Raw genomic sequence first — 12,335 nt, forward strand, 5'->3', positions numbered from 1 at the left:
AAGTGCTCATCATCGACCCCGCCCATGACCCCGAGGCAGTGGCCCAGCAGGTCGGTGACCGCCAAGTATTGGCCATCCTGCTCACCCATGGCCATGACGATCACATCCGTGAAGTCTTCGAGGTCCAGCGCAAGGTCGGAGGCCGCATCCATCTCAACCCCGCCGACCACGTGCTCTGGGAACAGGTCCACGCCCATGCCCTGCCCGAAGTGGAGATCTCCGATGGCGATGTCTTCACCATCTCCGACACCCGCCTGACCGCCATCCACACCCCCGGACACTCCCCCGGCTCCACCTGCTTCTACGCCGAAGACCTCCCCCACACCGACGGGACCCGCGGGTCGGTGCTCTTCGCCGGGGACACCCTCTTCCAAGGAGGCCCCGGAGCCACCGGACGCTCCCACAGCAGCTTCGAGACAATCATCGAGTCCATCAGCGACCGCATCTTCGCGCAGCTACCAGAGAACACCGAGGTCCACCCCGGCCACGGAGAGTCCACCCGCATCGACAAAGAAAAGCCCCACCTCCAAGAATGGGTAGACCGCGGACACTGAATGCCGACGGCCGGGATGATCCCGGACCTCGTCGCACACGCGATCATGGCACACAGGCGTCCCCTGCGCTCCAGCACTCGAGAGCTGGTCCGCAGGGGACGCCTGTGTGTGGAGCGGCCCTAACTCCGCACGACGGAGTCCTCCGCCTCCTGCAGGTCCATGGTGGGCGCCGGCCGACGCAGACCGCGGGTGATGACCAGCAGCCAGATCACTCCGACGCCGACCCAGCCCAGCCCCACCATGAAGGCATCAGGGGCCAGTGAGGTCCACAGCCACAGGCACAGACCGACTCCGATGATGGGCAGCACCACGTGGCGGATGAGGTCTCCGCCGTGACGGCGTCCACGGTCCACCGCGTGGTACTTGATCACACTGAGGTTCACGAAGGTGAAGGCGATCAAGGCGCCGAAACTGATCATGGCGGCGGCCAGCTCCAGCGGGAACACCAGGGCCAGCAGGGAGACCGCACCGACCACCAGTGCTGCCAGATAGGGGGTCCGGAACCGCGGGTGCAGGACGGCGAAGATCCGTCCCGGCATCGCACCGTCACGGCCCATCGTGTAGAGGATCCGCGTCACGGAGACATGCGACGCCGTCGCCGAGGCCGCACCCCCGGAGATGAAGGCGGCGGTGAAGAAGGCCACCAGGAAGGCCCCACCGGCGCGTGCCATCACGTCGGTGGAGGCTGTGTCCACCGAGCTGTAGGCCGTCCAGTCCGGGAATACCAGGTGCCCCATCCAGGACAGGAAGATGAAGATGAGGCCTGCGCTGAAGGTGCAGATCAGGATGGCCCGCGGGATGGTCCGAGTGGGGTCACGGGTCTCCTCCGAGAGGGTCGAGACCGCATCGAACCCGAGGAAGGACAGGCACAGCACTGCGGCGCCGGCGATCAGCGCGGCGAACTGGAACTCCTCGTTGGCGAAGGGCGCCAACGGGTCGATGGGAGCGTCCTGAGCTGTCAGGGTCACGATGCTCATGATCACAAAGACCACGATGAAGATCACCTGGATCCCCACCAGCATGCTGTTGAATCCGGCGGCGACCTTGATGCCGAGCACGTTCATCGCGGTGACGATCACGATCGTGACCAGGATGATCAGCCACGCGGGCAGCGCGGGCACCGCCGCATGGAGGTAGAGCCCGATGATCATGAAGTTGATCATCGGCAGGAACAGGTAGTCCAGCAGCAGCGACCAGCCCACGAGGAAACCCAGGTTCGGGCCGAAGGCGTGCTGGGTGTAGGTGTAGGCCGAACCGGCGACCGGCAGCGCCCGGACCATCCGGGTATAGCTCAGAGCCGTGACCAGCATGGCGGTCAGCGTGATCACATAGGCCAAGGCCAGGTGCCCGGAGGTGATGGTGCTGACGATGCCGTAGGTGGTGAAGACGGTCAGCGGAACCATGTAGGCCAGACCGAACAGCACCGCGTAGGGCAGGCCCAGCGTCCGCTTCAGTGCGGGGTTCTCGGTGCTCACAGGGCGATCTCTCTCTCACGGTGGACGACGGTTCCTGCCACGGTGGTCAGGAGCACAGGGGTCTCGCACAGGTCATCGGGGTCGACGTCGACGGGATCCGCTGACCACAGCGCCAGGTCAGCCTGGCCGCCGGGGGCGATGGTGCCCAGGTCACGGCGACCCAGGGCTTCCGCGGCCCACCGCGTGTAGCCGAGCAGAGCCTGCAGCCCGGTCAGCCGCTGGTCAGCTTCGAAGGCCGGCGCCTCGGGTCTTCCGGGGTGTCGGCGCAGGCGGGCCCAGGCCAGGCCGATGCGTGCGTCGCTGGTGGCCACCGGCCAGTCCGAGCCCAGCGCGATCCGCCCGCCGGCGTCCAGCACGTCCTTGATGCGCCAGGCGCGGGCAGCGCGTTCCGGCCCGAGCCGGACGGCCCACGGGTCGGCTCCCCCCGTTTCTCGCCACTGCATGTGCAGCGGCTGCATGGAGGCCACGACCCCTGCGTCGACCAGCTGCTCCACGTCGCGGTCGGTCATCGTCTCCAGGTGCTCGATGCGGTGCGGTGCGGCCGCGGGGTCGCCCTGCACCAGCTCCCGGTACACCTGCGTCACGTGGTCCACTCCTGCGTCGCCGCAGGAATGGGTGGCGAGCTGGAAGCCGGCCTGATGATAGGCGGCCGCCACCTCGCGGTACCGGTCCAGCGAGGGCCAGAAGGGGTGGGCCGAATCCCCCGCCGTGTCGGGCTGATGCAACCAGGCTGTGCCGCTGTCGATGACACCGTCGATGAACATCTTGATCATGGCGACCCGGTACCGCTCACCCTCGACGCCGAACAGCGCGATCCTCTCGGCGAGGGCCGTATCGTCGTCGCCCGGGTGATGCCACAGCGCCACCTGCAGGCGCACCGGCAGACCTCCGGGCAGGGCCTCCAAGGCATCGAGGGTCGACAGAGTGGCCCGGGTGCCGTCCATGATCGTCGCTGTGGTCACTCCGGTGGCGGCCATCTCGGCCAGCTTGGCCTGGACCTTGCGGGCCAGCTCCTCCGGAGGCCCCTGGGGGACGGCGTCGAACACCAGCGTGTAGGCGGGGATCTCCCGGAGTTCACCGGTGGGGGTGCCGTCCTCCTCGACGACGACCTCGCTGGCATCCGAGAACTGCTCGGTGCCGTCGACACCCGCGCGAGCCAGGGCGACGCTGTTGGCGAGTCCGGTGTGCATGTCGAAGAAGCGCACCGCCAGGGGGCGGCCTCCCGTGACCGCGTCGAAGTGGTCTCCGCGGATCCCGGCCTCCTCGAAGGCCTTGTAGTCGAGGTTCCACCCCAGGATCCAGGCGTCGGCAGGCAGCCGGCGCGCTTCCTCGGCGATGGCCTGACGGATCGTCTCCAGGTTTGTCATGCCGCCGAAGTCGACGCCCACCGTCGATTCGCAGCCCAGCACCGGGTGACAGTGGGAGTCGATGAGCCCCGGTGTCAGGGTCGCGCCGCGGGCATCGATGATCTCGGTGTCGCCGCCGGCGAGGGCAAGGATCTCGTCGTCTTGTCCCAGCGCCGTGATCACACCTCCGGAGACGGCGACGGCGGTCTCCGCCACGGCTTCACCTCCCGTGTCAGCGGTCATCGTGCGGATCGTGGCGGAATGGATGATCAGATCGGTCATGACGGTGCTGGCTCCTCCAGGTGGAAAGGTCTCGGTGAATGAAGGCGACGTCGGCCCGAGGCTCGGTCTCGGGGCGCTCGTCGGAGGGACGGGGCTCAACGGCTCCCCCGGTCCGCGGCGCCGGACGTCGAGGTCGCGTCCTGTCCCTGCGGGAAGGTGGCCAGAGGATCGCCGGCGGCGACGTCGTGAACGCGGAGCCGGTCCCCTCCCCGCTCCGGCACGCCGCTGCGCCGAGAGATCATCAGCAGCACCAGACCTGCGACCACGCTGACTGCCGAGACCATGGTGGCGAACATCAGGGGTGACGTGTAGGTCACCAGGATCCCGCCCACGGCAGGACCCAGCGCGATGCCGATGATGTAGATGGTGGAGACGAGCACTCCGACTCGCCCCGAGACGTCCATACGAGCGGCCAGCCCCAGGACCAGCACCAGGGCCGCGCCGTAGGCCAGCCCCCAGGCGACGTTGGCGGCGAGGAAGACTGGCGCGACGGTGGAGGAGACGATGAGGAACTTCGCCGTGCTGCTGAGGACCAGGATGCCGAAGATCGACAGGGAACGTCCGATCCGTGCCAGCACCAGCGGCGCGACGACGGCGCCGGTGAGGCCACCGATGATCTGCAGGGAGATCACCACGGAGGACTGCCCCGGTGACAGCCCCACGTTCTGGACGGCGAGGATCTCGAGCATGGCGTAGACCATGTCCTCGGAGAGCGACCAGTGGCCGAAGACCGCGGCCAGCAGGATCGCGGCCGGGGTGAAGGGCCGGAGCCTGCCGGTGGGCTTCTCCTGGACGGGCAGGTTCGGCAGGCCTCCGGCGGCGAACAGGCCCCCTGCCCCCAGCAGTGCGAGCACGGTCAGCAGGTGCTGCAGGTCGTTGCCCAGCAGGGGCACGACCGCCAGAAGGAGGGCCGCGCCGGCGCGATTGACGATCGTGACCATGGTGGTGGTCTTGTCCGGATTCATCGTGACGGCGGTGGAGGCAATGCCGGCCGCCATCACCACCCCGCAGCTGATGCCGCCGATGATGACACCGACCTGCACCACGGAGGGGGTCAGCACCGCCGCCGCGCTGCCGAAGCCGATCACCATTCCTGCCAGCCCCGTGCGAGCGACCGTGGCGCGATCTCCGCGGGCGACGAACCTGTTGGCGGCGAAGAGCCCGGCGGCCGTGCCCAGGGACATCAGGGTCACGAGATTGCCCGCATGAGCCACTGTGAAGCCCAGGTCGTTCACCAGCGCACCGATCAGGACCGGCACGAGGTTGGCGGCCAGGTAGGCCAGGACAAGGGTGCCGATGAACGACACGACCACTCGTGGAGCCAGCCGGGGCGCGGATGCAGACATGCGGGTCTCCTCGAACGATGGGCCCCATTAAATGAACGGGATTCGTTATCTTTGTAACCCGGGTCACATCGGCCTGTCAAGCGGCAGAACCTGGAGGCGGAGCACAGTCGGGCTCGAGGCAGCACCCGACTCTGCGCATACGCAGGGTCAGATGTCGGAGGGTCAGATGTCGGAGAGTCAGATGTCGCAGAGGCGAGGGAGTCCAGCGCGCGAGGGGCGGCGGGGACCAGTGCCGTCGTCGCACATCAGAGATGAGGGACGAGCACCGCCCCCGGAGACAAAAAAGTGCTGGGACATCGACGAATCGATGTCCCAGCACTTCCACAGGTGCCCCCTGCAGGATTCGAACCTGCGGCCTTCTGCTCCGGAGGCAGACGCTCTATCCCCTGAGCTAAGGAGGCGGGGCCAGGCCAGCATTGCTGACGTTCTGACCTCGCTAGATTACCAGTCCTCAGCCGGTGACCGAAATCTGATAGGTCCACAGCTCAGAGGACATACCCACCGCCGGACGCGCCTGCTCGCCTTCATCGCTGGAGTCAGCGTCGCCGCCCTGGGCATGGGAGCGCCGGAAGTGCGCGGAGCTCCGCCAATTCTCGAAGTCCTCCTCAGAGGCCCACCGAGTGACCACGAGCCACACGTGTCGACCGTCGGTCGGCTGGAGCAGCTCGAAGCCTTCGAATCCGGGAGTGCCCTCCATGGACCCGTGGCGGGCGGCAAAACGGTGACCGAGCTCCTCTCCGGAGTCCTCGGGCACGGTGATCGCGTTGATCTTGATGACGCTCATGCGCCCATTGTGGCAGCAGATCGTCGCACCCGTTCGCAGATGTCACCCAAAACTCCCCGAATCTCGACTTCAGAACAGCACAGGCTGACGGGGGCCCGGGTCCGCGGCGGGCAGGTCCGGCACCGTGCGCTCGCGCCACATCGGATCCTGTCGCCATTCGAACCCGTGCCGGCGCCGCGCCTCCTTGGCTCGGGCCCCCAACCATTTCCGGTACTCGCTGGAAGCATAGGATCCGCCTCGGTAGATCCGCCGATAGCGTGCGACCAGCTCGGGGTACTCTCGGGCGAGCCACTGCATGTACCACTCGCGAGCCCCGGGCCGCAGGTGCAGAGCTCCCGTGGTGACGTCCACCGCCCCCGCCTCCGCCAAAGCACGGTGGAGGGCATCGAGGTGCTCCTCGGTGTCTGAGAGCCACGGCAGGATCGGCATCGCCAGCACGGTGCACTCCAGGCCGGCGTCCACGACGGACCGGATCAGGTTGAGCCGCGCCCGTGGATCCGGAGTGCCCGGCTCCACCCGTTGCTGCAGCTGCGGGTCCACCATGGCCAGCGAGACGGCCACGGACACGGGAACGTGCTGAGCAGCCTCCGTCAGCAGCGGCAGATCTCGCTTCAGCAGCGGCCCCTTGGTGAGGATGGAGAACGGTGTGCCGGATTCGGCCAGGGCGCGGATGATCCCCGGCATGATCCGGTAACGACCCTCGGCGCGCATGTATGGATCCGAGTTCGCTCCCAACGCCACATGGTCACGCCCCCAGCTGGGCCTGGCCAACTCGGCCCGCAGGACCTCCACGACGTTGGTCTTCACCACGATCTGGGTGTCGAAGTCCTCCCCGGAGTCGAAGTCCAGGTACCCCTGGGTCTTCCGCGCGAAGCAGTAGACGCAGCGATGCAGGCATCCACGTGTGGGGTTGATCGTCCAGCCGAACGGCATGTTCGAACCGGCCGGCACGCGGTTCAGTGCCGAACGGCTGGCGATCTCGTGGAAGGTCACGCCCTCAAACTCCGGGGTACGCACCGTGCGCAGCAGGCCCTTCATCGGCAGCAGCGCGCCGCCGTCGTCGTCGACCTTCTGACCCTGCCATCGCATGACAGTCATTCGAACACAGATTCGAACGAGTGTCGAGGGGGCACTCGCTCTGCCCTCGGCTCAGAGGAGCAGGACCACTCCGATCAGCGAGACTCCCAGTGCGACCACGGTGCCGAACGCTCCCACGGCCAGGGCCGGCCCGCCTCGTCGCAGCAGCTGAGGCAGGTGGACTCCCGCGCCGATCCCCACCATGGCCATGGTCATCAGCAGAGTCGTGATGGTCCGCGCGGGGTCGAGCAGGTCAGCCGGCAGATCGACCAGGGAGGCCAGCGCGGCGGCGGCCAGGAATCCCAGGATGAAGCCCGGCAGCAGCGGAGGGCGGCGCCGCCCCGGGCCCGGAGTCTCATCGCTCGTGCGGGGGCCGCGACGCTCGCCCAGTCCGATCAGCACGATGATCGGGGCCAGCAGCACCACGCGGGCCAGCTTCACCATCACGGCGACCGCGAGCGCAGTGGCACCCACCATGCCGCCGGCGGCCACGACCTGGCCGACCTCATGGACTCCTGCACCGATCCAGATCCCGGCCGAGCGCTCGTCCAGTCCGAGCGGCTCGGCCAGCAGCGGCAGCGCCAACATGACCAGGGTGCCGTAGAAGGTGACCACCGCGATCGCCATGGCCGCCGCCGAGTCCACCGGCCTGCCTGACCGGTCGCGCCCATCCCCACGATCCACGGCGGCTGCCGCCGCGGCGACGGCGGAGGCTCCGCAGATGGCGGTGCCCGTGGCGAGCATGACCGACTCCCCGCGCGGAGTCCCCAGCGCCCGAGCTCCCAGCAGCGTGCCCAGAAAGGTCAGCACCACGGTGCCGACGACGATGACCACCACCTCCCAGCCCAACGCGAGCATGTCCCCGAGCACGAGCTGAAGCCCCAGGAGCACGATGCTGGTGCGCAGCAGAGTCTTGGCCGCGAAGCCGAGGCCCGCCTCGAACGGGCGCGGTATCCAGCCCAGGGCACGCAGACCGATTCCCCCCAGGATCGCCAGCAGGAGCCCGGAGACCCCGGGAAGCAGCCCGCCGCCGAGATGGGCTGCGGTGGCGACGAGCAGCGCGAGGGCGACTCCCGGCATCAGCCGGCGCAGGCGCGAAGCCGCGCCCGGGCCTCGCAAGGAACCGCGGGCGGCGGAGCTGGAGCTGGCCGAGAGGCCGGCACGGCGTCGGCGTCGGGCGGGGGTGGTCACCGCGACAGTCTATGCCGCTGCGCAGGTGTCGATCCGGCACCCCCTGGCACCACTTCAGGTTGACATGACATTATGAGGCGGAGCATAGTGTCAGAGACACCAGAAGGAGGGAGGCCGCTGTGACGGGTCCTGCAGAAAGCTCCACGGACACGACCGCTCGCCCCGCGTGGTCCACGCCGGACGCGTTCGCGTCGCCTGATGCGGTGAACCAGCATCTGGAACTGGCCGTGTCCACCGTGGTGTTCGCCCTGCGGCCGCACCCTGAAGCCGAGCGCCCCACTCTGTGGCTCCCCCTGGTGCGCCGCATCCGCGAGCCCTTCCGTGGCCGCTGGGCGCTGCCGGGCGGCCCGCTGGAGGACCACCATGATCTGGCCGCCTCAGCTCGCGAGACCCTGAAGGCCACCACCGGTCTGGAACCGCGCCACCTGGAGCAGCTCTACGCGTTCGGCGACGTCGACCGCTCCCCCCAGACTGACCACCGTGTGGTCTCCATCGTCTATTGGGCACTGGTCCGCCCCGATGAGGACGCGGATGCCCATCACGGGCAGAACGTCCAGTGGTTCCCGGCCGACGAGACCCTGGCCCGACATGAGGACGGCACCGCCCCGCTGGCCTTCGACCACGGGGTGATCCTCCGGTATGCCGTGCAGCGTCTGCGGGCGAAGATCACCTACTCCCCCATCGCCCATGCCTTCCTGCCCGAGGAGTTCCCGCTGACCCGGCTCCGCGAGGTCTACGAGGCGATCCTCGGACGCGACCTGGATCCCTCCAACTTCCGCCGACAGGTGCTGGCCCAGGGTTCCGTGGAGAGCACCGGTCGTCGTATGACCGGCACCCACCACCGCCCGCCGGTGCTGTACCGCTCGGCCCCGAACCGTTCCCGCTACACGCTCACCATCGAGGAGAACCCATGAGCCTGTCCGTCCACGACCGCATCGAGCTCAAGCCCAAGGATTCCTGCAGCACCTCGCTGCCGGAGGGCCCGTGGGAGTTCGACGCCGCACCCGGCTACGGTCCGGGCGCCTCCCAGGCCGATCCCACCCCGGACCGCACCGTGCGTCCGGGACAGCTTCCCCAGCTCTACCGGGAGCTCGACGACGCCGACGTCCACGCCCGCATCCGTGCGGCCAAGGAGACTTTGGGCGAGAAGCTGGTGATCCTGGGCCATTTCTACCAGCGCGATGAGGTCGTCCAGTACGCCGACTTCGTGGGCGACTCCTTCCAGCTCGCCAACGCCGCGCTCACCAAGCCGGAGGCCGAGACCATCGTGTTCTGCGGTGTGCATTTCATGGCCGAGACCGCCGACATCCTCTCCTCTGCCGAGCAGCGGGTCATCCTGCCCAACCTGGCCGCCGGCTGCTCGATGGCCGACATGGCCGACGAAGAGTCCGTCGAGGAGGCCTGGGAGGACATCGCCGAGGTCTACAGCTTCGACCCCGAGGATCCTCAGCCCGACGCCGAGGGGAAGCTGCCGGTGATCCCGGTGACCTACATGAACTCCTCCGCGGCCCTGAAGGCCTTCTGCGGCCGCCATGGTGGGATCGTGTGCACCTCCTCCAACGCCGCCACCGTGCTGGAATGGGCCTTCGCACGCGCCCATCGGGTGCTGTTCTTCCCCGATCAGCATCTGGGTCGCAACACTGCCAAGGCCATGGGAGTGCCGCTGGAGCAGATGCCGATGTGGAACCCCCGCCAGCCGCTGGGCGGCAACAGCGAACAGGATCTGCTGCAGGGCAAGGTGCTGCTATGGCATGGGTTCTGCTCCGTACACCGGCGCTTCACCGTGGACCAGATCGAGCAGGCCCGCGCCGAACACCCCGGGGTCAGGGTCATCGTCCATCCCGAGTGCCCGATGCCGGTGGTCGACGCCGCCGACGCCGCAGGCTCCACCGATGCGATCCAGAAGTTCATCGCAGCCTCCGCCCCCGGCGACACCATCGCCGTGGGCACGGAGATCAACATGGTCAACCGATTGGCCGCGGAGTATCCGGACCGTACGATCTTCTGCCTGGACCCGGTGATCTGCCCCTGCTCGACGATGTACCGCATCCACCCCGGATACCTCGCCTGGGTGCTGGACGAGCTCGTCGCCGGCCGGGTGGAGAACCAGATCGTGGTCGAGAGCGACGTCGCCGTCGAGGCCAAGGTCGCCCTGGACCGCATGCTCGCTGCGAAGCCGAAGTGAACACGGACATGAACTCCGTCCTGAGCTCCCCGCCCACGGCCGTGGCCCCTGTCGTCGCAGCGGATCCCTTGCTCTCCCCGACCCAGATCGAGAAGGTGGTGCGCCTCGCACTCGAGGAGGACGTGCCGGCAGGCGACCTGACCTGCTGGGCATTCGTGCCGCAGGACGCCGTCGCCGAGGCCGCCCTGGTGGCCCGTCAGCCCGGGGTGCTCAGCGGTGCAGAGGTCTTCCGCACCGCGATGACAGCACTCTCTCCTGAGGTGAACGTGACCCTCCACCGGCACGACGGCGCCCGCTTCAGCTCTGGTGACCGCCTCGCCTCAGTGCGCGGCCCGGCTCGGGCGGTGCTGACCGCGGAGCGTGTGGCATTGAACCTGGTGCAGCGGATGACTGCGGTGGCGACCCTGACCGCCCGCTACGTGGACGCCGTCGCCGGCACCGGCGCCCGGATCACCGACACCCGGAAGACCACCCCGGGCCTGCGCGCCCTGGAGCGTCATGCGGTGCGCTGCGGAGGCGGCCACAATCATCGCTTCAGCCTCTCCGACGCCGTGATGGCCAAGGACAACCACATCGGCCTGGTCGAGGACCTCTCCGCCGCCGTCGCCGGGGCCCGAGCCCGCCTGCCGCACACCACCCACATCGAGGTGGAGGTGGACCGGATCGATCAGATCGAACCGGCGCTCGCCGGAGGCGCGGACACCGTCATGCTGGACAACTTCTCCGCTGCGGACCTGCGCCGCGGAGTGGAGATCATCGGCGGACGAGCCGTGGTGGAGGCCTCGGGCGGAGTGCATCTGGACACTGTGGGCGAGATCGCCGCGACCGGCGTCGACGTCATCAGCGTCGGTGCACTGACACATGGCGTGCCAGCAGTGGATCTCGGCCTTGACCTGACCACGCAGCTCTGAGGGACCTGTTCATGACGCAGATCGCCGACTCCACGGCTCAGCTCTCCGCCGACGTCTACCTCGACTCCGCGGCCTCGGCCCCGGTACGTCGTGCGGTGCTCGAGGCCATGTGGCCCCATCTGTCGGGTGAGCATGCCAATCCGTCCAGCCGCCACGAGCCCGGCATGACCGCCGGCCGGGCTCTGGAGCACGCTCGGACACGGGTCGCACACTGCCTGGGTGGCCGCCCCGGAGAGGTCATCTTCACCTCCGGCGGCACTGAGGCTGACAACGCGGCGATCAAGGGCATCGCCCTGGCCTCGCCCCGCGGCCGCCATGTGCTCATCTCCGCTCTCGAGCACCCGGCGGTCTCCGAGTCGGCGGCCTGGCTGGGCCGCCTGGGCTATGAGATGGAGGTCCTGCCCGTCGACGCTGACGGACGAGTAGACCCCGCGGAGCTGCGCCACCGCCTGCGGGAGGACACCACGCTGGTCAGCGTGCAGGCCGCCAGCAACGAGGTCGGCACTGTGCAGGACATCACGGCGCTGGCCGCGATCACGGCGGAGGCGGGCGCCCCGTTCCACACCGATGCCGTCCAGGCCGCGGGCACGGAGGCATTGGACGTCCGACGTCTCGGGGTCCAGGCCCTCACTCTGGCCGGGCACAAGCTGGGCACTCCCAAAGGGGTCGGGGTGCTCTGGCTGCGGCGGCGCACGCCCTTCGAACCGCTGATCCACGGCGGGGGCCAGCAGCGCGGCCGCCGTTCCGGGACCGAGGACGTCGCCGGCGCCGTCGGCATGGCTACCGCTCTGGAGCTCGCCCGGGATGACGACGTCGCCGCGCTTCGAGCCAGGAGGGACGCCTTCATCACGGCCGTGGAGCACAGCGTGCCCGGCGCTCGACTGCTCGGGCACCGGAACCGACGCTTGGCCGGCCATGCCGCCTTCGTCCTGCCCGGTCGCAGCGGCGAAGCCGTGCTGCTCGACCTGGAACGAGAAGGCGTCTACTGCTCCTCCGGCTCGGCCTGCGCCGCCGGGTCCGACGAGCCCAGCCCTGCCCTCATGGCGATGGGCATCCCTTCGGAGCTCGCCCAGACCGCGGTGCGCTTCACCTTCGGCACCGAGGTCAGCGAGGCGGACCTGCTCCGCGCCGCGGAGGCGCTGAGCCGCAGCGCGGGTCCGCGATGACGGGCTTCTCCGTGGGTA

General features: G+C 68.7%; 11 protein-coding genes and 1 tRNA gene. 5 read left to right on the top strand and 7 right to left on the bottom strand.

What is annotated here, in order from left to right; all coding sequences use genetic code 11:
* A partial coding sequence (locus ODE13_RS16125; RefSeq protein WP_322480180.1) for an MBL fold metallo-hydrolase occupies positions 1-554 on the top strand: 554 nt, incomplete at its 5' end.
* 119 nt (positions 555-673) lie between these two features.
* On the opposite strand, the gene ODE13_RS16130 is transcribed toward ODE13_RS16125, so the two are convergent.
* From ODE13_RS16130 to ODE13_RS16160, 7 genes are all read right to left on the bottom strand, one after another.
* Positions 674-2,029, bottom strand: coding sequence for an APC family permease (locus tag ODE13_RS16130; RefSeq protein ID WP_322480181.1), 1,356 nt, complete (start codon positions 2,027-2,029; stop codon positions 674-676).
* Positions 2,026-3,657, bottom strand: coding sequence for an amidohydrolase (locus ODE13_RS16135; protein ID WP_322480182.1), 1,632 nt, complete (start codon positions 3,655-3,657; stop codon positions 2,026-2,028). The genes ODE13_RS16130 and ODE13_RS16135 overlap by 4 nt, the downstream gene beginning before the upstream one ends.
* Positions 3,658-3,752: 95 nt before the next feature.
* Positions 3,753-5,003, bottom strand: coding sequence for an MFS transporter (locus ODE13_RS16140; RefSeq protein WP_322480183.1), 1,251 nt, complete (start codon positions 5,001-5,003; stop codon positions 3,753-3,755).
* Positions 5,004-5,331: 328 nt separating this feature from the next.
* Positions 5,332-5,404 (bottom strand) — tRNA-Arg (locus ODE13_RS16145).
* 50 nt (positions 5,405-5,454) lie between these two features.
* A complete protein-coding gene (locus tag ODE13_RS16150; RefSeq protein ID WP_322480184.1) occupies positions 5,455-5,787 on the bottom strand; it encodes an antibiotic biosynthesis monooxygenase in 333 nt (110 codons plus the stop codon).
* Positions 5,788-5,856: 69 nt separating this feature from the next.
* Complete coding sequence (locus tag ODE13_RS16155; protein WP_322480185.1) at positions 5,857-6,876, bottom strand: Rv2578c family radical SAM protein; 1,020 nt, start codon at positions 6,874-6,876, stop codon at positions 5,857-5,859.
* A gap of 60 nt (positions 6,877-6,936) precedes the next feature.
* Entirely contained in the window at positions 6,937-8,055 is a 1,119-nt protein-coding gene (locus ODE13_RS16160; protein WP_322480186.1) for a YeiH family protein, read from the bottom strand.
* A gap of 203 nt (positions 8,056-8,258) precedes the next feature.
* On the opposite strand from ODE13_RS16160, the gene ODE13_RS16165 reads away from it, so the two are divergent.
* The 4 genes from ODE13_RS16165 to ODE13_RS16180 all read left to right on the top strand — a co-directional run bounded on the left by ODE13_RS16165 (position 8,259) and on the right by ODE13_RS16180 (position 12,317).
* Entirely contained in the window at positions 8,259-8,969 is a 711-nt protein-coding gene (locus ODE13_RS16165) for an NUDIX hydrolase (RefSeq protein WP_322480187.1), read from the top strand.
* The gene (gene nadA / locus ODE13_RS16170) at positions 8,966-10,240 is read left to right on the top strand and encodes a quinolinate synthase NadA (RefSeq protein WP_322480188.1); all 1,275 of its coding nucleotides are present in this window, start codon (positions 8,966-8,968) and stop codon (positions 10,238-10,240) included. Before ODE13_RS16165 ends, nadA begins: the two co-directional genes overlap by 4 nt.
* A 68-nt stretch (positions 10,241-10,308) precedes the next feature.
* On the top strand, positions 10,309-11,151 hold the full coding sequence (gene nadC / locus ODE13_RS16175) for a carboxylating nicotinate-nucleotide diphosphorylase (RefSeq protein ID WP_322480220.1): 843 nt from the start codon (positions 10,309-10,311) through the stop codon (positions 11,149-11,151).
* 11 nt (positions 11,152-11,162) lie between these two features.
* Positions 11,163-12,317 carry a cysteine desulfurase family protein gene (locus tag ODE13_RS16180; RefSeq protein ID WP_322480189.1) on the top strand — a complete coding sequence of 385 codons (1,155 nt, stop codon included), beginning with the start codon at positions 11,163-11,165 and terminating at the stop codon, positions 12,315-12,317.
* Positions 12,318-12,335 lie beyond the last annotated feature (18 nt).

The organism is Nesterenkonia sp. HG001 (genome assembly GCF_034438835.1).
Taxonomy (GTDB): domain Bacteria; phylum Actinomycetota; class Actinomycetes; order Actinomycetales; family Micrococcaceae; genus Nesterenkonia; species Nesterenkonia xinjiangensis.